21 protein-coding genes and 1 riboswitch are annotated in these 22,733 nt (G+C 64.6%); of the genes, 10 read left to right on the top strand and 11 right to left on the bottom strand.

Going from position 1 to position 22,733, the window contains the following annotated elements:
• The first annotated feature begins 86 nt into the window (after positions 1-86).
• Complete coding sequence (locus tag ABDK11_RS19275) at positions 87-902, top strand: FKBP-type peptidyl-prolyl cis-trans isomerase (protein WP_346838160.1); 816 nt, start codon at positions 87-89, stop codon at positions 900-902.
• A gap of 76 nt (positions 903-978) precedes the next feature.
• Here the strand turns inward: ABDK11_RS19275 and rsd are convergent, their stop codons facing one another.
• From rsd to rpmE, 10 genes are all read right to left on the bottom strand, one after another.
• Positions 979-1,446, bottom strand: coding sequence for a sigma D regulator (gene rsd, locus ABDK11_RS19270; protein WP_346838159.1), 468 nt, complete (start codon positions 1,444-1,446; stop codon positions 979-981).
• A gap of 149 nt (positions 1,447-1,595) precedes the next feature.
• On the bottom strand, positions 1,596-2,291 hold the full coding sequence (locus ABDK11_RS19265) for an LrgB family protein (protein WP_346838158.1): 696 nt from the start codon (positions 2,289-2,291) through the stop codon (positions 1,596-1,598).
• Entirely contained in the window at positions 2,284-2,685 is a 402-nt protein-coding gene (locus ABDK11_RS19260; protein WP_346838157.1) for a CidA/LrgA family protein, read from the bottom strand. The genes ABDK11_RS19265 and ABDK11_RS19260 overlap by 8 nt, the downstream gene beginning before the upstream one ends.
• Before the next feature lie 54 nt (positions 2,686-2,739).
• Positions 2,740-3,231: a disulfide bond formation protein B gene (locus tag ABDK11_RS19255; RefSeq protein ID WP_346838156.1), complete on the bottom strand. Its 492-nt coding sequence runs from the start codon at positions 3,229-3,231 to the stop codon at positions 2,740-2,742.
• Between the two features lie 16 nt (positions 3,232-3,247).
• Complete coding sequence (locus ABDK11_RS19250) at positions 3,248-3,847, bottom strand: ACP phosphodiesterase (protein WP_346838155.1); 600 nt, start codon at positions 3,845-3,847, stop codon at positions 3,248-3,250.
• Between the two features lie 20 nt (positions 3,848-3,867).
• Entirely contained in the window at positions 3,868-5,448 is a 1,581-nt protein-coding gene (gene gshA / locus ABDK11_RS19245) for a glutamate--cysteine ligase (protein ID WP_346838154.1), read from the bottom strand.
• A 105-nt stretch (positions 5,449-5,553) separates the two neighbouring features.
• Entirely contained in the window at positions 5,554-5,985 is a 432-nt protein-coding gene (locus ABDK11_RS19240; protein WP_346838153.1) for a hypothetical protein, read from the bottom strand.
• Positions 5,986-6,185: 200 nt separating this feature from the next.
• The gene (locus tag ABDK11_RS19235; protein ID WP_346838152.1) at positions 6,186-7,439 is read right to left on the bottom strand and encodes a malic enzyme-like NAD(P)-binding protein; all 1,254 of its coding nucleotides are present in this window, start codon (positions 7,437-7,439) and stop codon (positions 6,186-6,188) included.
• Positions 7,440-7,559: 120 nt separating this feature from the next.
• Positions 7,560-8,372, bottom strand: a complete 813-nt coding sequence (locus ABDK11_RS19230) for a thermonuclease family protein (protein WP_346838151.1) — start codon at positions 8,370-8,372, stop codon at positions 7,560-7,562.
• A 29-nt stretch (positions 8,373-8,401) separates the two neighbouring features.
• Positions 8,402-8,614 (bottom strand): 50S ribosomal protein L31, encoded by a 213-nt coding sequence (rpmE, locus tag ABDK11_RS19225; protein WP_346838150.1) that lies wholly within the window; start codon positions 8,612-8,614, stop codon positions 8,402-8,404.
• 206 nt (positions 8,615-8,820) lie between these two features.
• Here rpmE and ABDK11_RS19220 point away from each other — a divergent pair, with 206 nt between their 5' ends.
• Positions 8,821-11,040 carry a primosomal protein N' gene (locus ABDK11_RS19220; protein WP_346838149.1) on the top strand — a complete coding sequence of 740 codons (2,220 nt, stop codon included), beginning with the start codon at positions 8,821-8,823 and terminating at the stop codon, positions 11,038-11,040.
• A gap of 107 nt (positions 11,041-11,147) precedes the next feature.
• Positions 11,148-11,726, top strand: coding sequence for an SPOR domain-containing protein (locus tag ABDK11_RS19215; RefSeq protein ID WP_346838148.1), 579 nt, complete (start codon positions 11,148-11,150; stop codon positions 11,724-11,726).
• A 40-nt stretch (positions 11,727-11,766) separates the two neighbouring features.
• Here ABDK11_RS19215 and ABDK11_RS19210 read toward each other — a convergent pair whose 3' ends face one another.
• Positions 11,767-12,006, bottom strand: coding sequence for a DUF2798 domain-containing protein (locus ABDK11_RS19210; RefSeq protein WP_346838147.1), 240 nt, complete (start codon positions 12,004-12,006; stop codon positions 11,767-11,769).
• 164 nt (positions 12,007-12,170) lie between these two features.
• Between ABDK11_RS19210 and hslV the strand changes: the two genes are divergently transcribed.
• The 7 genes from hslV to ABDK11_RS19175 all read left to right on the top strand — a co-directional run bounded on the left by hslV (position 12,171) and on the right by ABDK11_RS19175 (position 22,632).
• Positions 12,171-12,710, top strand: a complete 540-nt coding sequence (gene hslV / locus ABDK11_RS19205; protein ID WP_346838146.1) for an ATP-dependent protease subunit HslV — start codon at positions 12,171-12,173, stop codon at positions 12,708-12,710.
• 164 nt (positions 12,711-12,874) lie between these two features.
• Positions 12,875-14,197, top strand: a complete 1,323-nt coding sequence (gene hslU, locus ABDK11_RS19200; RefSeq protein WP_346838145.1) for an ATP-dependent protease ATPase subunit HslU — start codon at positions 12,875-12,877, stop codon at positions 14,195-14,197.
• A gap of 61 nt (positions 14,198-14,258) precedes the next feature.
• Positions 14,259-14,636, top strand: coding sequence for a DUF971 domain-containing protein (locus ABDK11_RS19195; protein ID WP_346838144.1), 378 nt, complete (start codon positions 14,259-14,261; stop codon positions 14,634-14,636).
• 143 nt (positions 14,637-14,779) lie between these two features.
• Entirely contained in the window at positions 14,780-16,633 is a 1,854-nt protein-coding gene (locus ABDK11_RS19190) for an alkaline phosphatase PhoX (protein ID WP_346838143.1), read from the top strand.
• Positions 16,634-16,714: 81 nt separating this feature from the next.
• Entirely contained in the window at positions 16,715-18,379 is a 1,665-nt protein-coding gene (locus ABDK11_RS19185) for a hypothetical protein (RefSeq protein ID WP_346838142.1), read from the top strand.
• A gap of 96 nt (positions 18,380-18,475) precedes the next feature.
• Positions 18,476-20,053 (top strand): alkaline phosphatase, encoded by a 1,578-nt coding sequence (locus ABDK11_RS19180; RefSeq protein ID WP_346838141.1) that lies wholly within the window; start codon positions 18,476-18,478, stop codon positions 20,051-20,053.
• A 277-nt stretch (positions 20,054-20,330) separates the two neighbouring features.
• Positions 20,331-20,432: riboswitch (TPP riboswitch) on the top strand.
• Positions 20,433-20,499: 67 nt separating this feature from the next.
• Positions 20,500-22,632: a TonB-dependent receptor gene (locus tag ABDK11_RS19175; RefSeq protein ID WP_346838140.1), complete on the top strand. Its 2,133-nt coding sequence runs from the start codon at positions 20,500-20,502 to the stop codon at positions 22,630-22,632.
• Positions 22,633-22,733: the final 101 nt, after the last annotated feature.

Below are 22,733 nucleotides of genomic sequence, written 5' to 3'. Positions count from 1 at the left end.
CGGATCGCGACCGGGTCATCCTCCGGCAATGGCCCAGAGGCCACGAATACACCAATAAATGCATCACGGACAAAGAGACAATTCCTATGAATAAACTTCCTTTGGCTGCAGCAGTTGCCCTGGGCCTCGCGCTGGCTGGCTGTAACAAACAGGAGGCGCCCAAGCAGAGCGGCGATATCGCGCTGGATACCCACGAGAAAAAGGTCAGCTACATCATTGCCGAAGACATGGCCAAGCGCCTGCAGACCCAGGACGTGTCGCTCGACCCGCAGGTGGTGCTGATGGCCCTGAACGACGTCAAGGCCGGCCGCGACTCGCGCCTGTCTGACGACGAGAAGAAGAAGGTCATCTCTGTCTTCCAGGAAAAGATGCAGGCCAAGCAGCAGGAGCGCCTCGCGCAGCAGGAAAAAGACTTTAAAGCAAAGGCCGAGACGAACAAGGCCGAAGGCAAGAAGTTCCTGGAAGAAAACGCCAAGAAAGATGGCGTAGTTACCACCGACTCCGGCCTGCAGTACAAAGTCATCACCGCGGGCAGCGGCGATACGCCGAGTGCCGACAGCGTGGTGGAAGTGGATTACGAAGGCAAACTGATCGACGGCACCGTGTTCGACAGCTCCTACACCAAGGGTGAGCCGGTTCAGTTCCCGGTCAACGGCGTGATCAAGGGCTGGACCGAAGCGCTGCAGCTGATGAAGGAAGGCGCCAAGTGGGAGCTGTACATCCCCTCCGACCTGGCTTACGGCCCCGGTGGCGCCGGCGGCGTGATCGGCCCGAACGCCACACTGATCTTCACCGTGGAACTGCACAAGGCCAACGTCAAGAGCGACGATAGCGGTGCAGATGCCGATAAAGAACAGAGCGGTGACGCCGACAAAGCCGGCGACGACGCCAAAAAGCAGTAAAGCTTTTTCTCCGTCGTACGAAAAAGGGCGAACCCGAGGGTTCGCCCTTTTTTATTGCTTCCGCGCGAGACGGCGCTCAGGCCAGCTGGTTTTTGTGCGCAGTGTGCAGCAGTGCAATCATCTGGTCTTCGAATTCGAAACGGTTCTCCAGTACCTCACCCAGTTGCGACAGGTCTTGCGCCAGGCTGGAGAGGTCGTCGGTTTCCAGGTACTTATCATTGAAGTCGACGGCGATCTCGGTGGTGCTGTCAATTTCACCGTAGAGCTCGCGCGCGCGCTCGAGGGCGGGCTTATCGCCGAATGCCTGACCCTCGCCGATCAGTTGTTCATAGACTTCGAAGTGGCCGGCGGAGATGTAATCCATCAGGAATTGGCACAGCTGGCGCAGGTTATTCTCGGCCTCGCTGTCGCCCTCCGCGAATCCCTTCTTTTCCGACAGGGCGCACAGGCGCACCAGTAGTGACTGTCGAGACTGCAACCAGCGATCGATGATCTCGCTCACCCCGCCCCAGCGCTCGCGCGCCGTCTTGCAATTTTCCAGCATGTGAAAACTTCCTTTAGTTGCCTTTACCGCCACAGCCGCGTCGTGGACCTGCGAGCAAATCCGACCGCGGCAGCCTAACGAAGATAGGAGATTCCCCCGCCGGCGGCAAGAACGACAGCGCATTGAGCGCCAGATCCGCCCCGCCGGTGTCAGCCGAGCAGCAGCGGCAGCACCAGCGCGGTCAGGGCGCCGCACAAACCCATCGCCAGCGCCGCAAAGGCGCCGCACAGGGCACTGATCTCGAGTGCCCGCGCCGTGCCCACTGCGTGGGCATTGATGCCCAGTACCAGGCCGACGATGCGGTGGTCCTCAATACCCAGACGCTTCAACAGCGGTGGCCCCAGCACGGCGCCGACGACACCGGTAAACACCACGATACCGGCGGTGAGGCTCTGCGCCGCATGAATTCTTTCCGCCACCGCCAGCGCAATCGGTGTTGTCACCGACTTGCCCGCCAGCGCCAGCAGCACCCGCTGGCCGGCGCCGAACAGTAGCGCCAGCAGGGTCGCCACCAGCGGTGCCAGTACGGCGCCGACGGCGAGTGTCACCGCCAGTGGCCAGCCGGCGCGGCGGATGATCGGCAGGTTCTGCCGCAGCGGCACCGCCAGCGCCACCACCGCCGGCCCCAGCAGAGCGTAGAGGGCGCCGCTGGCACGCTGGTAGTCGCTGTAATCGAGGCCCAGCCACCACAGTGTCGCCGCCACCAGCGCGCTGGCGCCGATGATCGGGTGCAGCAGCGGCGTGCCGGTGACGCGATACAGTTTCAGGCCAAACAGGAAGGCGGCCAGGTTCAGCGGCAGCACAAACAGCGGGCTGTGCAGGGTGGCGGCGAGCGTTTCAGTCATCGCGTTCGCCGCCCTCTGTGCCGAGCAGTTTTTTCAGCAGCAGTGCGCACAGCGTCAGGCTGAGCAGGGTGCCCACCGTGGTGGCGGCGAGCAGGCCGAGCCAGTCCCGCGCGGAAAGATCGCGCACGAAATAGATCCCCACCGCCGCGGGCAGAAACAGCAGCGCCAGCAGGCGCAGCAGCTGGCCGCTGACCATGCCGACGCCGCGCGGTATACCGCCGTACAGCATCAGCGCGATCAGCAGGATCAGCATGCCCACCACCGAGCCGGGTACCGGCAGTGCCAGCGCGTCGCTGATTTTCTGCCCGAGCAGGTTGCAGGCGCACAGTGCCGCGGCACCGGCGAGCCAGTGGCCGGCGCTGCGCAGCGGTTGATGCAGGGAGGACAAACGCATGGGTGCGGGGCGCGAGGGTATCGGTGTCCGGGGCGCGGCGCGCCCCGGAGTGGATCAGCGCTTGCGGAACGCCTGCCAGGCGCCGAAAGCGATGATGCCGGCGAAGCCCACCGCGGACCAGCCGGGAATCGTCAGGCCGAGCCAGGTCCACTTGATCTCGGCGCAGTTGCCATCGCCGGTCAGCAGGGCCTTGAACACATCGGCCATCGGAAAGGAGTCGATCATGTAAGTGATGCCGGGGCCGCAGGCGGGCACCTCGTCCGGTGGCAGGCTCTGCAGCCACAGCTGGCGGCCGGCGAAGTAGAGGCCGCCCATCGCCGACAGGGACACCAGCAGCCCGTAGATACGCCGGCCGATGGTCGCCGGGTTGTGCAGGAAAGCCACCAGTGATACCAGACCCACGCCCAGCAGCATCACCCGCTGGCTGATACACAGCGGGCAGGGCTCCAGTCCCCGCGCGAATTCGAGATACATGGCGGCGCCGAGTAGAAAGATGACGGCGAGAAAAACCAGCAGAAAAGTAAGGCGCGGATTGGGTAGGTTCATGAGTTATTGGATCCTGCTATTCCTGTCCAATGTTGCTTCGCTGCCGAAAACGGGCGGCTTCGCGCTCGAGATCGTCAAACAGTTGCTCGAAGTGGCGCTCGAGCGGCGCGCCGCCGGCCACCAGTTGCGGCAGCAATTCCTCCAGCGCAACCGGCCGGCGCAGCCGCTGGCCGACGCGTGCCAGCGTGCGTTCGATGACCTCGCGCTCGCGGTAACCCTGCAACAGTTTAAATTGCTCGGCGCGGGCGACAAACGCCTGCGCGCGCGGCGGAATATACCGGCTGCGGGCGTGAAAGTCCCGCCAACATTGGTCACAGAAGTCGTCCAGCGGCTGCGGGCAGCGCTGTGGCCACTTTCGCGCGAGCAGGTGATCGAACCAGATGTCCAGTGCGATGCCGGCGTAGCGGCGCCAGTGTGGATCCAGCAGGGTGAGGGCGGCGCGGTAGGCGGGGTGCGCGTCTGTGCCGGCGTCGATGCGCCGGTGCAGGCGGATACCCGCTTCGATGGCGGCGGGGCGCTCCCCCACCAGCGGGCCCTTGACGAAATCCCCCAGCAGCCCGCCCAGGCGCCAGTCCGGGTCGGATCCGGACAGTAGCAGGTGGGCGAGATAGTTCACTGGGTGGGCCCGTCAGGTGGTCAGCGCTGGCAGAAGGTGTACTGGGCGTAGTATTTGCCGAGGAAATCCTCAAAGCTGCCCGTATCCGCGTCTTCGACGGCTTTCTGTTGGCGCAGGGACTCGGCGGCCAGCGCGGCAAAATGCTCTTGCTCACCGGTGTCGAGCGGCCGTTCGAGGAAATAGTTGCGGTGCTGTTCGGCTTTGTCAGAAGCCCAGGCGAAGAAGCTCTGCCCGCGCGCTGCCATTTCCGCCAGCATCTGCGCCGCCGGTGTCGGCACTGCGCCCTTCACCTTGGCCCGCTGCGCTTCGACGGCGCCGTGGTAGCGGTCGCCGCCCCAGGCCGTGTCGAGCAGTTCGGCGAGCGGCGCAATGGCGTCGAGCAATTCGCCGGCCCAGTCGGTGAGTTTTTTCTCGCTGCCGTTGTAGATCAGCTGCAACTCCGGGTCGCGGCCGCGGTAGACGATACGGTTCTGGTTCTCCTGTACCGCGCGGTAGTCGGCATCGTCGGTCTTGGGGCTCGGCGCCAGCAGGCAGTGCAGCAGGAAGCCGTCGAGGAAGCGCATCTGCTGCGCGTCGATACCCAGCGGCGCAAACGGATTCAGGTCGAGGCAGCGCACCTCGATGTATTCCACGCCGCGGTTGTCCAGCGCCGACAGTGCGGTCTCGCCCATCTGCGCCGGGTTCTTGGGTCGAATCGGCGAATAGAATTCGTTTTCGATCTGCAGCAGCCCGGTGGACAGCTGCTGGTAGTGGCCGTCCGTGTCCTTCACGCCCAGGGTGTGATAGTCCGGGTAGGGCCGGCTGATCGCCGAGCACAGGGTGGACAGGTAGCTGGGCAGGTCGTTGTAACAGACGATCAGCGACTGCTGTGCGTCGCTGTTGTAGCCCAGGTCGCCCATGCGCAGTGAAGTGGCGTGGGGCGCATGCAGTGTGCGGCCGTCGCCGAACGGTTGCAGGCTGTGCTCGCGCCCCTCCACAAAGGAGCCGCACACCGCCGGCGCGGCGCCGAACAGGTACAGCAGCAGCCAGTAGTAGCGGCGGAAATTGCGGATCAGGTCGAAGTAACGGCGCGTCTTGAAGTTGCCGAGGTCCTCGCTGGAGCCCTCGCGCTCGTGCAGCCAGGACCAGAACTCGTCCGGCAGGGAAAAGTTGTAGTGGATACCGGCGATGGTCTGCATCGCGCGGCCGTAGCGCAGGCCCAGCCCCAGCCGGTAGATGGTCTTCATCTGGCCGCTGTGCGAGCTGCCGTAGCGCGCCACCGGTATATCGCCGTCGGCGCCGACCCGGCACGGCATGCTGTTGACCCACAGGCGCTCATCGCCGATCTGGCCGTAGGTGTAACGGTGAATGCGGTCGAGGATTTCCAGCGCGGCTTCCGGGGTGGCCTCCGGCGGGGTGATGAACTCGAGCAGCGCCTCGGAAAAATCGGTGGTGATCAGCGGGTGGGTCAGCGCCGAACCCAGCGCCGCACCGTGGGGTGTCTGCGCCAGGGTGCCATCCGGCGCAACGCGCAGGCTCTCTTTCTCGATACCGCGGCGAATGCCTTTAAGCAGTTGCAGCGTCTGGGGTTGGCGCAGGGCGGCCAGGTGGGGGTTGGGCACTCGAATCTCCTTGGGGGCTGCCGACGTTTTAACGATCGTCGGCGCTGTACGGATGCCAGCATGTGGCCGCGGATCTGGCGGATATGGGGATCGGCGCCGCTTTTCTCAACCCATGAGCGCACCTGAGCTGGCCGCGCCCTCTTGCGGCTGCTCGGGATCGACCTCCGGCGGCTCGTCCGGCGTCACTTCCGGCGCTGGCTCGGGCGCGACTTCCGGGGCCGTCTCGGGAGCGACCTCCGGGTTGCTCTCCGGCGGTATTTCCTCCGGGCCACCCGGCTCGATTTCCGGTTCTCCGGCGGCCACCGGTTCGCCCAGCGCGTCTTCCGGCACCTGCGGCTGGTTCTTGGGGCCCAGCTCGCACTGCAGCAGCTCGATGCGCAGGCTCACGTTGCGGGTATTGGCCTCGAACATCTGGTTGATGGCGACATCCTTGTGCTCGGTGCGGAACAGGCGGCTCGCCTCGCGGCCGTCGATCCACTCGTTGCTTTTGCTCAGGAATTGCCGGTTCTGATTGGTCAGCACGTAGACGTGAGTCATGCGGTAGAACAACTTTGCTTCTGTAACTGGTGGGCAGTGTAGCGGCGGGGGCAATGGCGCTCAAGAAACGCGGTGATTGGCGCGCTCGGATGTCGCCCGCGTGGGGCGAAATGCCGGAGCGTAATGCTGCTCACCGGGCCGTAGCGGCCACTGCTACGAAACCCCTCAAGTGTTCAGCATTACGGACAGGAACGGGTCTGTCAGAGCTCTGTCAGCGGGTAGTGCTGCGGGTATGGCAGCCGTGCGGCACCACTGTCCACCGCGGCGCGGGCCACCGCCGCCGCCACTTCCGGCAGCAGGCGCGGATCGATGGGCTTGGGCAGGATGTAGTCCGGCCCGAATGCCAGTTCGATACCGCCATAGCCGGCGCGCACCGCCTCGGGTACCTCGCGGCGCGCGATGCTGCGGATCGCCTCGATCGCCGCCAGCTTCATCGCCTCGTTGATACGCACTGCACGTACATCCAGGGCACCGCGGAAGATAAACGGGAAGCACAGCACGTTGTTGACCTGGTTCGGGTAGTCCGAGCGGCCGGTGGCCATGATCAGGTCATCGCGCACACTGTGGGCCAGCTCCGGGGCGATCTCCGGGCTGGGATTGGAGCAGGCGAACACCACCGGGCGCGGCGCCATGCGTGTCAGTTGTTCGGCGGACAACAGATCGGGGCCGGACACACCGAGGAACACGTCGGCGCCCTCGATGGCGTCGTCCAGTGTGCGCATTTCGGTGTCGCGCGCCCACTCGCCCTTGTAGGCATTGATATCGGTGCGCCCGGCGTGGATGACGCCGCGGCTGTCGAGCATGGTGATCTGCTCCTTGCGCGCACCGGCGGCCAGCAGCAGCTTGCAGCAGGCGGTGGCGGCGGCACCGGCGCCGAGGCAGACGATACGCACGTCCTTGATCTGCTTGCCCTGGATCTCCAGCGCGTTGAGCATGCCGGCCACGGTGACGATGGCAGTGCCGTGCTGGTCGTCGTGGAATACCGGCACCGGGCAGCGCTCGATCAGTGCCTCCTCGATATGGAAACACTCCGGCGCCTTGATGTCCTCGAGGTTGATACCGCCGAAGGTATTGGCGATGGCGGACACCGTCTGGATAAAGTGCTCCGGGCTGTTGGCGTCCACCTCGATATCCACCGAGTTGATATCGGCAAAGCGCTTGAACAGCAGCGACTTGCCCTCCATCACCGGCTTGGAGGCCAGCGGTCCCAGGTTGCCGAGGCCGAGGATCGCACTGCCGTTGGAGATCACCGCCACCAGGTTGCCCTTGCCGGTGTATTTATACGCCGCCTCAGGATCCTTGGCGATTTCGCGCACCGGTTCGGCAACGCCCGGACTGTAGGCCAGGGACAGGTCTTCCTGAGTCTGGGCGGGGGTGGTCAGCTCTACCGACAATTTTCCGGGCGTCGGCAGCGCGTGGTAGTCGAGCGCCGCCTGGCGCAATGAGTCCGTCATCTTGGCAACTTCTCTCTGAATACTGCGAGCGGACTTCTGGGTTCCGCCCGGTGACTGCGGGGGCGCTGAGAATAACCGAGAGCGGCTTGTCGCCACAAGACGAGGCGCGGGCCGAAGGGGTTATTTCCTACTAATTTCGATGGTAAATTCGGAATCCACGGCAATAAACCAGCGTTTATTGCGGGGATTTCGGGATGTATATTTCGTGCCCCGGTCCACCAGCCAGCCTTTCACCTCTATTTGCCTGCCTTGCCATTTGCGCCGCACCAGCTGGCCAGAATCCCCGCTGTTGGCGAGTCGCAGCGCCACCGGGCCGTCCAGTTCCAGCCAGGTGGCGCGGCGGCTGCGCGCCACCTTGACGACCCGCCCGCGCAGCAGCACAAAGCCGCCGTCGCCGGGACGCACCGCCGCCGCGCGCAGCACCGGCCAGGCGCCCGGCGCCCACACGCCGATACCGCGGTGGCGCGCGCGCTCCTCGCTGGCGGACAGGCACTGTGCCAGCGACAGGTTGGGTGCTATGGCGATATGGAAGGCCAGCCCGGCGTCGAGCAGCGCTGCCTCGAGGCTCTCGCCACGGTGGTTGTAGACATGCGCCAGCAGGCGCCCGTAGTGGTCGCGGCGATCGCGGCCATAGGCGATGCGGATGTCACCGCCGTCGAGGAAGTCGCGGGTAAAGTGGCGCGCGGTCTGCGCCAGCGGCTGCGCCGGCCGCCCGCGGTGCGCCAGCTCCGGCGTGTTGACGCCGATCAGGCGCAGGTGCTCGCCACTCGCCAGCACCAGGGTGTCGCCGTCGATAACCCGCTGCAGTCGGGCCCGTGTCGCGGTCGCGGCATCGCCGCAGTCGGCCAGCGCCGGCAAACCTGTGCCCAGCGCCAGCAGCAGGACACAAAAAAAGGCACCGCGGGAAACCCGGGGTGCCTTTTTCGCGTTCATGGAGCGGCGCTCGCTGGCGCAGCCAGAACTTACTTGCCGATACGGCTGCCGAAACGCTTCTTGAAGCGGTCCACGCGGCCACCGGTGCTGGCTTCGCGCTGCTTGCCGGTGTAGAACGGGTGGCACTGTGAGCAGACGTCCAGCTGGATGTCCTTGCCCAGAGTGGAGCGGGTCTTGATGGAGTTGCCGCAGGAACAGGTTGCGGTAACGTCTACGTAATTCGGATGGATTTCTGTCTTCATGATGGCCTCTGCTCGAGCCCGCCACTCGATCTGTTGCCGAGCACGGAGTCGTCTTTGGTTCAGGGGATGACTCCCCGGGCTGTGTAAAAAGTCGGCGCATACTAATCAGATTAGCCCCGCGGTTCAAGCACTATCACGGAACAGCGGGTCCGCCGAACTGCGTTATCATGCGCCTTTTCGAGCCAGCGGTAGTACGGAGGAGTGACTTGGCCATCGACGGGGGAAATGCGGCGATTCTGCGCCTGGCGGTACCGGTACCGCTGCGGCGCCTGTTCGACTACCTGCCACCGGCGGGAGTGGAACCGGCCAGTCTGGTCCCCGGCCAGCGCCTGTGGGTGCCGTTTGGCGGGCGCAAACTGGTGGCGGTGCTGGTGGACGTGGTTGCCGAGTCACCGCACGCCCGGCTGAAGCCGGCGCTGGCGCAGATCGACAGCGTGCCGCTGTTCGACGCGCGCAGCCGCGCCTTCCTGCACTGGGCCGCCGACTACTACCAGGCGCCGCCGGGCGAGCTGTATGCTGCCGCCCTGCCCGCCGCCCTGCGCAAGGGCAAGCCCGCCGACCATTGGGCCGAACAGTGGCTGCAACTGACCACCGAGGGCAAGGGCCTGCCGGACACCGCCCTGGCCCGCGCGCCCAAGCAGCAGGCGCTGCTGCAACTGTTATTGCAGCGCGGCCGCGAGAGTCGCACCCAGCTGAAGGTGCTCGGGCACTCCACCGCGGTGATCCGCGCGCTGGGCGAGCGCGGCCTGGTGGACTGGACCGCCGGGCCCACGGTGCCGCCGCCGGTGATTGACGACAACACCGAAGCCGCCGCGCCACCTCAGTTAAATGAAGAGCAGCAGCAGGTGCTGGAGGCGATTCCCGCCGAGGGTTTCTCCGCGTCGCTGCTCGAGGGCACCACCGGCAGCGGCAAGACCGAGGTCTACCTGCGCCTGATGGCGCGGGTGCTGGCCGCCGGCCGCCAGGCGCTGTTGATGGTGCCGGAGATTGGTCTCACCCCGCAGACCCTGCGCCGCATCGCTGCGCGCTTTCCCGAACACAACATCGCCGCGCTGCACTCGGGCCTGGCCGAGGGCGAGCGCGCCCAGGCCTGGCTGTCCGCCGCCATGGGTACCGCCGATATCGTGATCGGCACCCGCTCGGCGATCCTGACCCCGCTGCCCCGGCTGGGCGCGGTGATTATCGACGAGGAGCACGACGGCTCCTTCAAGCAGCAGGACGGCGTGCGCTACTCCGCCCGCGACCTGTCGCTGGTGCTGGGCCGCAATGCCGGCGTTCCGGTGCTGCTGGGCTCCGCCACGCCGTCGCTGGAGAGCCTGCACAACGCCCTGTCCGGGCGCTATCAGCACCTGCGCCTGCGGAATCGCGCCGGCAACGCGCGCCCGCCGCAGATCTCGGTGGTGCCGACCCTCGGCCAGCCGCTCGAAGAGGGCTTCGCGCCGCAGGTGCTGCGCCATATCGGCGACACCCTCGCGCGTGGTGAACAGGTGCTGGTGTTTATCAACCGCCGCGGCTTCGCCCCCGCGCTCACCTGCGATGACTGCGGCTGGCTGGCCGACTGCCCGCACTGCTCCAGCAAGCTCACCATGCACCGGCGGAGTCGCCAGCTGCGCTGCCACCACTGCGACTATCGCCGGCCCCTGGTAGAGAGCTGCCCGCAGTGCCACAGCCGCTCGCTGTCCGCGCTCGGCGGCGGCACCGAACGCAGCGAAGAGCTGCTCGCGCGGCGCTTCGCCGACTTCCCGGTGATCCGCGTCGACCGCGACACCACCGCCAGCAAGCAGGCCCTCGACCGGCTGCTGGCCCCCGCGCGCGACGGCGAGCCCTGCCTGTTGCTGGGCACGCAGATGCTGGCCAAGGGCCACCACCTGCCGCGGGTCACGCTGGTGGTGATCCAGGACGCCGACGGCGGCCTGTTCAGCGCCGACTTCCGCGCCCCCGAGCGCACCGGTCAATTGCTGGAACAGGTGGCCGGTCGCGCCGGCCGCGGCGACCTGGCCGGGCGCGTGCTGGTGCAGAGTCGCTTCCCCGAACATCCGCTGCTGCAGTTGCTGCTGGAGCGCGGTTACGGCCCCTTCGCGCGGCAGCTGTTGCAGGATCGCGCCACCGCGCAGCTGCCGCCGCTGCGCGCCATGGCGCTGGTGCGCGCGGAATGCGAAGAGCCGCGCTGGGCAGAGGAATTCCTGCAGCAGGCGCGCGCGCAGATGCAGACGCTGGCGCCGCCGTCGCCGGAACTCGCCTATTTAGGGCCGGTGCCGGCGCTGCTGGAGCGCAAGTCCGGCCGCTTCCGCTTCTACCTGCAGATCACCGCCGACAAGCGCGGCGTCCTGCAGCCGCTGCTGGCGCGCTTCTGCCAGTGGGCCGAGGGCAACAAGAACCGGCGCCTGCGCTGGGCCGTGGATATGGACGCACAGGAATTGGCCTGAGCCGCGGTGACGGAATTTGCCCCGCATCGCCCTCCCCGCCGGCGAATGGCGTTACAATCTCGGGCCCGCCCGAAAAGTCGTATGAGAGAAAGAGGACAGACCCTTCGATGAGCCGTCGCAACGCCAGCCGCCGCAGTAACAATTCCGCCGGCAAGCCCGCCTGGGTCTGGTTCGTGCTGGGCAATTTTGTCGGCGGCTTCGTGGTGTTCATCATCTTTCTGAACGGCCTCAAGCCCGGCAGGCAGCCGGTAGCCGAGCACCGCCCGGCGGCCAAGCAGCAGCAGCCGAGCGCTGACAAGGGCGACAAGCCGCGCTTCGATTTCTATACCCTGCTGAAGGAAAACAAGGTGGAGGTGCCGGAGCCGAAAGCCGCGCAACCGGCGCATTACAACAGCGCCAGCGGCAAAGAAACCGCCAGCAGCCGCCCGGCGCGCGACCCGGCTGTGGTGTATATCCTGCAGGTGGCGTCTTTCCGCGACAAAGCCGAGGCGGAAAAGCTGCGCGCCAAGCTCACCCTGTCCAACCTCGACGTCAAGGTCGAGAGCAGTACCGACAGCCGCGGCACCTGGCACCGGGTGCTGGTCGGCCCCTACCACAACAGCTCCAAGGTCTCCCAGGTGCGCGAAACCCTCGCCGACCACAACCTGATGCCGCTGGTGCTGAAACGCCCGGCCAAATCCGGCTGACGGCGACTGCCGCCGCGCTCCTCGAGCCCTGCCCGACTCCTCAGTCCACCTTGCTGCGCACCAGCAGCCGCGTCAGCCGGTGCGCCAGCGGCGCGATGAACGACACCAGCGGAAATGCCACCACCCAGGCAGCGCCGAAGGCGTGCAGCCAGCGCTGCGGGAAACCGGCGTCGATACCGGTGTTCATAAAGGTGACCAGTGCCGACATCAACAGCGACATCATGCACGACATGAACAGGGCGAACACCGGGGTGTAGAAACGGGTGGGTAATGCAGCCAAGGCGATACTCCGGACAGTGACAGCGGGCGGGCATTATAGAGGCGCCGTCGGCGCGGAAGTTGAAATTCCCCACCCTAGACCACACTTACTGAGTTCTGACCGAATTTCGTTCGGGCGCCGCCAGCGCCGCGCCCGCAGATCAATGACCAATCCGGGAGTCCCCCTTGGAACAATACCGCGGAACCACCATTCTCTCCTGCCGTCGTAACGGCAAGGTCGTCATCGGCGGCGACGGCCAGGTGTCCATGGGTAACACCATCATGAAAGGCAACGCCCGCAAGGTGCGCCGCCTGCACAACGACCAGGTGATCGCCGGCTTCGCCGGTGGCACCGCCGACGCCTTCACCCTGTTCGAGCGCTTCGAAGCCAAGCTCGAAGCCCACGGCGGCCAATTGACCCGCGCCGCGGTGGAGCTGGCCAAAGACTGGCGCACCGATCGCGCCCTGCGCCGCCTGGAAGCCCTGCTGGCGGTGGCGGACAGCACCGCCAGCCTGATCATCACCGGCAACGGTGACGTGATCCAGCCGGAAAACGACCTGATCGCCATCGGCTCCGGCGGCCCCTTCGCCCAGTCCGCCGCACGCGCGCTGCTGGAAAACACCGAGCTGGACGCGCGCACGATCGTCGAGCAGGGCCTGAAGATCGCCGGTGATATCTGTGTTTACACCAACCAGAATCACACCATTGAAGAATTGAGCTACTGATTGCGATCCGCCAGGCGGGTGGCTGATGAAGCACCGAAACCTGAATTGAAGGTCAGGTGATGGGGTGACGGTTTCGAAACCGTCACCCCATTGCCTGGCCGCCACCGCACTCGCTTGAAAAGGGAGCGGTGCCAGACCAAAGCGAATTTGAATCGAGATTGTCTATGTCCCAATCCCAAATGACCCCCCGCGAAATCGTCCACGAACTCGACCGCCATATCGTCGGCCAGCAGGACGCCAAGCGCGCCGTGGCCATTGCGCTGCGTAACCGCTGGCGGCGCATGCAGGTGAACGAAGAGCTGCGCCCCGAGATCACCCCGAAAAATATCCTGATGATCGGCCCCACCGGTGTCGGTAAAACCGAGATCGCCCGCCGCCTGGCCAAGCTCGCCGGCGCACCCTTCATAAAAGTGGAAGCGACCAAGTTCACCGAAGTGGGCTACGTCGGCCGCGATGTGGAATCCATCGTCCGCGACCTGGTGGAAATGGCAGTCAAGCTCGAGCGCGAAAAAGCCATGGCCGGCGTCGAGCAGCGCGCGCTGGACGCCGCCGAAGAGCGCGTACTCGACGCCCTGCTGCCGCCCGCGCGCGCCACCGAACCCAGCGACAAGGATTCCAGCACCCGGCAGATGTTCCGCAAGAAGCTGCGCGAAGGCACCCTCGACGACAAGGAAATCGACGTCGATACCGCCGTCGCCCCGGCAGGAGTCGAAATCATGGCGCCGCCCGGCATGGAGGAAATGACCAACCAGCTGCAGGGCATGTTCTCGAATATGTCCCAGGGCAAGACCAAGAAGCGCAAGCTCACCGTCAAGCAAGCGATGAAACAGCTCACCGACGAAGAAGCCGGCAAGCTGGTCAACGATGAAGACATCAAGACCCGCGCCATCCGCGCCGCCGAAGAAAACGGCATCGTGTTTCTCGACGAGATCGACAAGGTCGCGAAGCGCCAGGAAGCCGGCGGTGCCGACGTCTCCCGCGAAGGCGTGCAGCGCGACCTGCTGCCGCTGATCGAAGGCTGCACCGTCACCACTAAATACGGTATGATCAAGACCGATCACATGTTGTTTATCGCCTCCGGCGCCTTCCACCTGTCCAAGCCATCGGACCTGATTCCGGAACTGCAGGGCCGCCTGCCAATCCGTGTCGAGCTGAGCTCGCTCACTTCCGCGGATTTCCAGCGCATCCTCACCGAACCGTCCGGCTCGCTGACCGAACAGCAGCGCGCACTGCTCGCCACCGAAGGCCTCGAACTGACCTTCACCGATGACGGTATCCGTCGGATTGCCGAAGTCGCCTTCGACGTGAACGAACGCACCGAAAATATCGGCGCGCGCCGCCTGCACACCGTAATGGAGCGACTGCTCGAGGAAATCTCTTTCGATGCCGGCGACGGCGACAAGACGGTCACTATCGACGGCGCCTATGTGGACAGCCACCTGGGTGAACTGAGCCAGAACGAGGACCTGTCGCGGTTTATTCTGTAATTCGCGCACACCGCAGGAGCCTGCTCGGCAGGCTCCTGCAATTCACTGGAGAAACCGACCCTTGGTTGCCCCGAAAAAGATCCGCCTGAACCGCGCCGACAAAAGCCTGCAGATTGTGTTTGCCGACGGCGACTATACCCTGTCGGCCGAATACCTGCGCGTCTACTCGCCCAGTGCCGAAGTGCGCGGCCACGGCGCCGGCGAAGGTGTGCTGGTCAGCGGTAAACAGGGTGTGGGCATCGAACGGCTGGAGACGGCCGGCCGCTACGCGCTGAAAATCGTCTTCGACGACGGGCACGACAGCGGTCTCTACACCTGGGACTATCTGCGCGAACTGGCGCAAAATCGCGATGCCAACTGGCGCAACTATCTCGACCGCCTGCAGCGCGCCGGCAAGGGCCGCGATCCCGATGAAAGTGCGGTGAAAATCATCGGCTGAAACATTCGCGCCACATCACCGTATCAAAAAATTCACACACCTTTCGCGAAAGGCGGCCGTCGTGTCATGCCAGTGTCACGCAGAACCGTTTAACTCCCCGCTCGATAAAAATCACATTTATTTTTTGTTGGGGGGCTTGCACGATGATTCCATTTCACAAAACGCCGCTGGCGCTAAAGCTGGGTATTTTCCTTGCCGCCATGGCGCTGATTCCCGGCTGCAGCAACGGCAACAACGACAATAAAAAAACGCCGACCGATCCCTTGCCGCCCGCCGCGGGCGGCGGAGATGCCGAAACCCCGCCACGCACACTGAGCTTTACCGGTGTACCGGCACCGACCAGCGACAGCGAGAAGCGCCAGATCCTCGCCTCCCCCCAAGTGGAAGTGGATGGCGAGGCATACGCGATCGGTTACCACACGCTGCTGCGCTCCGGCGATTCGGTTAACAGCAACGTCGTGTTCGGCCAGCTGGTGGATAAAGCCGGCCAGCCGCTGTACGGCGAAGACGGCATGCTGAAAGTCACCGATGCCAACGAACACACCTCGCTGCTGCCGATCGGCGATCGCCTGTTTTCCGTGTCGCAGATGGAAACCCGCCCCGGCGCCATGTTCCTGATGGAACTGAACCAGGATGTAGACACCGGCGAGCTGTCCACCAAAGATCTGTGGCAGATCGACCAGTCCGGCGTAGACGGCGGCTGGGTACACTGCGCTGCCTCGGTGACCCCGTGGAATGCGCACCTCGCCTCCGAGGAATACGAGCCCAATGCCCGCACCCTGCCCACCAGCGCCGAAGTGGAAGGTGACGGCTACGCCAGAGGCATGCTCAGCTACTACGCCGACCCGGCCGAGTGGAATCCCTACTTCTACGGCTGGAACATCGAAATCAATGTCAGCGCCGACGGTGAAAAAGATCCGACTGCCGAGCTGACCAAGCACTACGCCATGGGCCGCCTCGCGTTCGAACTGTCCTACGTGATGCCCGATTCCAAGACCGTGTACATGACCGACGATGGCACCAACGTCGGCTTTTATATGTTTATCGCCGACACCGCCGGCGACCTCAGTGCCGGCACCACCTACGCGGCCAAGTGGAAGCAGACTTCCGGCGAGGGCCTGGGCGCCGCCGAGCTCGAGTGGGTGTCCCTCGGCCACGCCACCGACGCCGAGATCAGCGCTGCCGTGCACGGTGGCGACGGTCAGCCGGCAGTCACCTTCGCCGATATCTTTGCCGTCGATGGCGCCGGCTGTACCGAGATTGCCGCTGGCGGCAACAGCGAGTGCCTGAGCATCAAGCCGGGTATGGAGAAAATTGCCTCGCGCCTCGAGACCCGCCGCTACGCCGCACTGCAGGGCGCCAGCACCGAGTTCCGCAAAGAGGAGGGCGTGACCTTCGATCCGCAGGGCAGCAAGCTGTACGTGTCCATGAGCCAGGTGGCCAAGGGCATGACCGACGGTGCCGGCGACGTGCAGCTGGATGTGGCAAATGGCTGCGGCGGTGTCTACCAGCTGGACGTGGCTGCCGACAGTGATATCGGCTCCGACTATGTCGCCAGCAATATGCGCGGCCTGATCGGTGGCATCGAAACGGAGTACCCCGCCGACAGCCCCTTCGCCAGCTACACCTGCGACGCCGACGGCCTCGCCAACCCGGACAACCTGACCTTCATCAGCGGCTACAACACGCTGATCATCGGTGAAGACACCGGCTCCGGCCACCAGAACGATGTGATCTGGTCATTGAACCTGGACGAAGTCGACGCCGCCGACCATACCGCCGGCCTGACCCGCATCCAGACTACCCCCTACGGTTCCGAGACCACCTCGCCCTACTGGTACCCGAACATCAACGGCTTCGCCTACCTGATGAGCGTGGTACAGCATCCCTACGGCGAATCCGATGGCGACCAGCTGGCCCCCGGCTCACTGGAACACCGCGCCTACACCGGTTACGTGGGTCCCTTCCCGGCGATGGATGTGGATAGCGCTGAATAAATCAGCTGGATAAAACCGCTTGCCGGCCCCCTGGCAATATTTGTCAGGGGCCCGGCTTTTCCGTTTTTATGGGTTATTTCTATGCGCGCACTTTCCATTGTGGCATTCGCCGCGATCCTGATGGTTGGCAACGCTTCTGCAGCAGATTCACCGCTGCAAAATCTCGGCCGCCTGTATCTGTCCAATCCCGCCGCGGTGACACCGCCGCAGTGCTACACCAAAACCCAAACCCAGGGCGGCCCGGCGAGCAATCCCTGCTATGTGTGTCACACCGAAAGCAGCGCGCCCAATTTCACCAACGATGTGGACCTGCAGCTCGCCTACAGCTTCGCTGCACCGGCGCGCTCCAACCGCTGGCACAACCTGTTCAAAGACCGCTCCGGCTACCTGTCATCGGTCAGCGACGAAGAAATTCTGCATTACGTGCGCGAGGACAATTACCGCGCGCAGGACGGCAGTATCCCGCTGGCCGAAAAGCTCACGCAAAAATTGCCACTCCACTGGGACGGCAACCGCAACGGCCGCTGGGACGGCTATGTGCCCGACGCCAACTTCAATTTCGATCGACACGGCTTCGACCGCGATCCAAACGGCGCACTCACCGGCTGGCGCGCACTCGCCTACACGCCGTTCCCCGGCACCTTTTTCCCCACCAACGGTTCCACCGACGACGTGCTGATTCGCCTGCCCGATCTTTACCGCAACGATGCACAGGGTCGCTACAGCGAGGTCATTTACCGGGTCAATCTCGCCATCGTCGAAGCGCTGATCAAGCGCAGCGATGTGGCCATTGATCCGGTGGATGAAACAACACTGAACGTCGACCTGGATAAAGACGGCACACTCGCCACCGCCACCCGGGTGACCTACGACTGGGCGCCGCTGCAAAAACGCTTTATGCATTATGTGGGCGCCGCGCGCCTGGCGCAGGAGCGCGGTGACGCGCCGCTGTCGGCCGGCTCCTACCCGCTGGGTACCGAGTTTCTGCACAGCGTGCGCTATCTGGATGTGGATGCGCGCGGTCACACCACTATGGCGCCGCGCATGAAGGAGCTGCGCTACGCGCGCAAAGTGCGCTGGGTCACCTACTACCAGCATCGCGAACTGGCTGCCGCCGAACTCAAGGAAGGCCACGATTTTCCCGACCGGCTGGAAGCGGTGGTGGGCGATATCGAGCGCGGGGTCGGCAACCGTCGCGGCTGGCGTTACAGCGGGTTTATCGAAGACCGGCGCGGCCAGCTGCGCCCGCAATCCTACGAGGAGCTGGCCACCTGCGCCGGCTGCCACGGCGCCATCGGCGCCAATGTCGACGGCGGCTTCGCGATGACGCGCAAGCTGGATGCCGCCGCCAGCTTCCAGCGCGGCTGGTACCACTGGTCGCAGAAGGCCCTGGCAGGCCAGCCCGAACCGCTGCGCAAAGACGGCCGCGGCGAGTACGCCTACTACCTGCAGCAGGTGGGCAATGCCGACGAGTACCGTTCCAACGCCGAGGTGCGCGCGCGCTTCTTCAACGGCGACGGCACGCTGAAAACCGCGATGCTGGAGCGGCTGGCCGCGGACATCAATGTACTGATCATGCCCTCGCGCCGCCGCGCGCTGGACCTGGACAAGGCCTACCGCGCCGTGGTGGCAGAACAGAGCTACCGCGAGGGCCGCGACGCGGTGCTGGCACCGCGACAGAACCTCTACCGCGAGGTGCCTGAGGGGCAGCAGACCGGCGTACTGGAGATTTCCACTTACCGCTGAAATTCCCTCCGTTCAGCGAAAGTTCGTAGTGGTGGTCACGCTTATGTAATATCCCCGCTATCTAATTGGCGCATTTCTTCGCTAGGGGGTAACAGAATGATCCACAAAACCATTGCCGCAGCACTGTCCGCGACCGTGCTGCTCAGCGCCTGCAACAGCTACGGCAACAGCCAGCCGGCCGCGAGCCTGCCGAAAAATCAGCTCGACAGTCACTGGTACGCCGACGCCGAGAAGGTGCTGCAGCAAGCCGAGCAGCGTCGGGTCAATAACCAGCGCGGTGCGGCGAAAAATATCATCCTGTTCCTCGGCGACGGGATGGGCATCTCCACTGTTACCGCCGGGCGCATCTTTGCCGGTCAACAGCGGGGCATGACCGGTGAGGAGAACCTGCTCAGCTTCGAACACCTGCCCTACAGCGGCCTGATCAAGACCTACAATACCAACCAGCAGGTACCGGACTCCGCCGGCACCATGAGCGCGATCATGACCGGGGTCAAAACCCGCGCTGGTGTGCTCAGTGTCGACCAGGAGGTACTGCGTGGTGACTGTACCGGCAGCCATGGCCACGAACTCAATAGCGCACTGAAACTGGCCGCACTGGACGGCAAGGGCACCGGCGTGATCACCACCGCGCGGGTCACGCACGCTACCCCCGGCGCCACCTATGCCAACGTGGCCGAGCGCGACTGGGAATACACCGCGCCCCAGGGCTGCGCCGATATCGCCTCCCAGTTTGTCGCCTTCCAGCCCGGCGACGGCCTCGACCTGTTGATGGGCGGCGGCCGTCGCAATTTCCTGCCGCAAAATGTGACCGATGAAGAGGGCGCGCCCGGCAAGCGCGTGGACGGCCGCAACCTGGTCGACGAATGGAAGCAGCGCTACGCCAATGGCCCGCTGCACGCGCGCTATATCGAGGACGAGAAAGGTTTCGACAAGCTGGATACTGCCCACACCGACAAGCTGCTGGCGCTGTTCAACCCGTCGCACATGCGCTACGAGGCGGACCGCAAGAACGACCGGGCCGGCGAGCCGTCGCTGTCGCAGATGACTGCCAAGGGTATCGAGCTGCTGCAGAAGAAGCACGGCCAGCAGGGCTACTTCCTGGTGGTCGAGGGCGGTCGTATCGACCACGCCAGCCATGCCGGTAACGCCTACAACGCGCTGAACGAGACCGCCGAGTTTTCCCGCGCGGTGCAGGTGGCGATGGACAACACCGACGCCCGCGACACGCTGATCATCGTCACTGCCGACCACAGCCACTCGCTGACCATGGCCGGCTACGCCACCCGCGGCAACCCGATCCTGGGCTACGTGGTGGGCAACGACGAGCACGGCCAGCCGCAGAAAAAACCGGAGCTGGCCGAGGACGGCAAGCCCTACACCACCATCCACTACGCCAACGGCAAGGGCTACGCCAATCTGGGTGACGAGACGGATGCGGACGCCCGCTACGACCTGCCCACCCGCGCCGGGCGCATCGAGCACGCCGACGTGGATACCACCGAGCCCGGCTACCACCAGGAAGTGCTGGTGCCGCGCGACGGCGAGACTCACTCCGGCGAGGACGTCGGCATCTGGGCCCGCGGCCCCAGCGCCGATCTGCTCACCGGCACCCACGAACAGAACCTGATCTTCCACGTGATGGTGCACGCCGGCGGCCTGCTGCCGGAATAAGGCCACCTTGTCACCGCAAAACCCTGGCCGTGGTTCACCGCCGGGGTTTTTTATGCGTGGGTGCAATGTGGTGCGCTCGGCGACTTGGGTGGCGGTGACGCTGCCGGGTACCGCTTTGTGAGACACGGGCTAGGCGCCCCCCCTAAACCCATCCCTGGGGGCTTTTATTCGCCATCCATGGCTCATAAAGTCTCACAAAGCGATACCCGACATCGCCACCTTCGCGATTACTGCGCCCCCATAACACCCCAGCAAAACATCTGCTATCATCGCGCCCGCAACACCTAAGGGGTGGCCGTTACGGCCTGAGATGCTCCAGGAGCAAACCCTTGAACCTGATCCGGTTAATACCGGCGTAGGAATAGGTAGTCTCCAGTATCCTCCTCACGTCGCATCCCGGGTCTCTTTCACGCTATTTCCATCGAGAGAGAACCATGAACCACCCAATGAGAATAAAACCGCTCGCCTGGTCAGTGGGCCTGTGTCTGTGTCTGTCTGCGGGCGCCGCGGCCGCCACACAACCGGCTAGCAGTGGTCTGGAAGAGGTCATCGTCACCAGCCAGCTGCGCGACAGCCGCCAGCTGGACGCCCCCACCAGCGTCAGCGTGCTGGACCAGAGCGCCATCGCCGCGCGCGGTGCCAGCAACCTGGACCAGCTGCTGGACCTGGCTCCCAACGTCAACTTTGCCACCGGCGCGTCGCGCGGCCGCTTTGTACAGATTCGCGGTATCGGTGAGCGCAGCCAGTTTATCGACCCGGTGAATCCGTCGGTCGGCCTGATTATCGACGGTATCGACTTCACCGGCCTGGGCCTGGCCGCCAGCACGCTGGATATGGACCGCGTGGAAATCCTGCGCGGCCCGCAGGGCACCACTTACGGCGCCAACGCACTGGCCGGCCTGATCAGCATGACCAGCAAGGCACCGAGTGCCGAGACCGACGCCAGTGTTTCCGCCGAAGCTTCGCAGTACAACGGGCGCACCCTGTCCGCGGCCGGCGGCGGCGCGCTGAACGACAACTGGAGTTACCGTCTCGCCGCGCGCAAGCAGCAGTCCGATGGCTACATCAAGAACACCCACCTGCAGCGCAGCGATACCAACAATATCGACGAGTCGATTGTGCGCGGCAAACTGCGCTACCAGCCCAGCGATGACCTGCAGCTGGACTTTACCGCGCTGTCTCTCGACGTGGACAACGGCTACGACGCCTTCTCGCTGTACAACACCCGCGAGACCCTGTCCGACCAGCCCGGCTGGGACCGCCAGAAAACCAGCGCCGGCTCGCTGGTGGGCCGCTGGAGTGGCAGCGATCTGTTCACCCTGAAAGGCACCCTGAGCGCGGCCAACTCCGATACCGAGTACGGTTACGACGAAGACTGGACCTACGTCGGTTTCCATCCGTGGGAATACAGTTCCACCGACAACTATGTGCGCAGCAAAGACAATGTCAGTGCCGATCTGCGCCTGCTGTCCACCGATGCCTCGCGGCTGTTCAACGGCCGCAGCAGCTGGGTGGCCGGTGTCTACTTCCGCGACGAGAGCGAGGACCTGGAACGCAACCGCAGCTTTACCAGCCAGTTCGACACACGCAATGCCGCCGTCTACGGCCAGCTGACCACGGCGCTGGCGCAGGCGGTGGATCTGGTCACCGGCCTGCGCTTCGAGCGCCGCGCCGCCGACTATGCCGATTCCCTCGCGGTGGATTCGAGCAAGGATGAAAACCTGTGGGGCGGCAATGTCACGCTGGAATATCACTACCGCGACAATGCCCTGCTCTACGCCACCGTATCGCGCGGCTACAAGGCCGGCGGTATCAATGCCAGCATCATCTCCGCGTCCGCCACTAACCCGGCGATCGGCAGCGACAAGTTCGCCTTCGATACCGAGCACATGCTCAACTACGAACTCGGCCTCAAAGGCGCGTGGCTGGACAACCGCCTGCAGGCGCAGCTGGCCGCCTTTTACCAGGACCGCAGTGACGTGCAGGCCAAGCAGTCGATCTTCAATCCGAGCGATTTTTCCTTCGACGACTACCTCACCAATGCCGCCGGCGGTGATACCACCGGCCTGGAAGTGGAGCTGAACTATCTGGCCAGCGATGCCGTGCGCCTGTTTATGTCGGCCGGCTGGCTCAATGCCGAGTTCCGCGACTTTATCAGCACCTCGCACGTGGATGCCCGCGACGACTATAACGGTATCGCCCTGGCACCGGTGGATCTCAGCGGCCGCGACCTGGCGCAGGCGCCGAATTACCAGTTCTTCACCGGCACGGAAATTTCGCTGCTGCCGCAACTGGTGCTGCGCCTCGAAGTGGAAGGTAAGGACAGTTATTACTTCTCCAACAGCCACGACGAGAAATCCTCGGCCTACGCACTGTTGAACGCGCGCCTGACCTATCAGCGCGACAACTGGGAAGTCGCGCTGTGGGGCAGAAACCTGACCGACAGGGACTACGGGACCCGCGGTTTCTACTTCAGCAACCAGTTCGGCAACAACCCGGCCAACGGCTATGCGCCCGAAGCCTACTTCCAGCTCGGCGAGCCGCGTGTGGCGGGCATCACCGGAACCTACACCTTTTAACCCGGGAGCCCCTTTTTAATCCGGAACTCCCGTGTAGGGGCCTGCCCGGCAGGCGAATAACCTGGCAGGGTGCGCCAGAGGCCATACAACGGCGCGTGCGG

It is taken from the genome of Microbulbifer sp. SAOS-129_SWC (assembly GCF_039696035.1).
Classification (GTDB): domain Bacteria; phylum Pseudomonadota; class Gammaproteobacteria; order Pseudomonadales; family Cellvibrionaceae; genus Microbulbifer.
Note: the sequence above shows the minus strand (reverse complement) of the source record. Positions and strands in the feature narration are given on the sequence as shown.

What these genes read in the sequence shown, in the direction of transcription:
- ABDK11_RS19255 (WP_346838156.1), bottom strand. Translation starts at nt 3,231, where the DNA reads ATGAACCTACCCAATCCGCGCCTTACTTTTCTGCTGGTTTTTCTCGCC.
- ABDK11_RS19240 (WP_346838153.1), bottom strand. Translation starts at nt 5,985, where the DNA reads ATGACTCACGTCTACGTGCTGACCAATCAGAACCGGCAATTCCTGAGC.
- rpmE (WP_346838150.1), bottom strand. Translation starts at nt 8,614, where the DNA reads ATGAAGACAGAAATCCATCCGAATTACGTAGACGTTACCGCAACCTGT.
- ABDK11_RS19275 (WP_346838160.1), top strand. Translation starts at nt 87, where the DNA reads ATGAATAAACTTCCTTTGGCTGCAGCAGTTGCCCTGGGCCTCGCGCTG.
- ABDK11_RS19190 (WP_346838143.1), top strand. Translation starts at nt 14,780, where the DNA reads ATGATTCCATTTCACAAAACGCCGCTGGCGCTAAAGCTGGGTATTTTC.
- ABDK11_RS19235 (WP_346838152.1), bottom strand. Translation starts at nt 7,439, where the DNA reads ATGACGGACTCATTGCGCCAGGCGGCGCTCGACTACCACGCGCTGCCG.
- ABDK11_RS19185 (WP_346838142.1), top strand. Translation starts at nt 16,715, where the DNA reads ATGCGCGCACTTTCCATTGTGGCATTCGCCGCGATCCTGATGGTTGGC.
- ABDK11_RS19215 (WP_346838148.1), top strand. Translation starts at nt 11,148, where the DNA reads ATGAGCCGTCGCAACGCCAGCCGCCGCAGTAACAATTCCGCCGGCAAG.
- ABDK11_RS19265 (WP_346838158.1), bottom strand. Translation starts at nt 2,291, where the DNA reads ATGACTGAAACGCTCGCCGCCACCCTGCACAGCCCGCTGTTTGTGCTG.
- ABDK11_RS19175 (WP_346838140.1), top strand. Translation starts at nt 20,500, where the DNA reads ATGAGAATAAAACCGCTCGCCTGGTCAGTGGGCCTGTGTCTGTGTCTG.
- rsd (WP_346838159.1), bottom strand. Translation starts at nt 1,446, where the DNA reads ATGCTGGAAAATTGCAAGACGGCGCGCGAGCGCTGGGGCGGGGTGAGC.
- hslU (WP_346838145.1), top strand. Translation starts at nt 12,875, where the DNA reads ATGTCCCAATCCCAAATGACCCCCCGCGAAATCGTCCACGAACTCGAC.
- ABDK11_RS19180 (WP_346838141.1), top strand. Translation starts at nt 18,476, where the DNA reads ATGATCCACAAAACCATTGCCGCAGCACTGTCCGCGACCGTGCTGCTC.
- ABDK11_RS19230 (WP_346838151.1), bottom strand. Translation starts at nt 8,372, where the DNA reads ATGAACGCGAAAAAGGCACCCCGGGTTTCCCGCGGTGCCTTTTTTTGT.
- ABDK11_RS19260 (WP_346838157.1), bottom strand. Translation starts at nt 2,685, where the DNA reads ATGCGTTTGTCCTCCCTGCATCAACCGCTGCGCAGCGCCGGCCACTGG.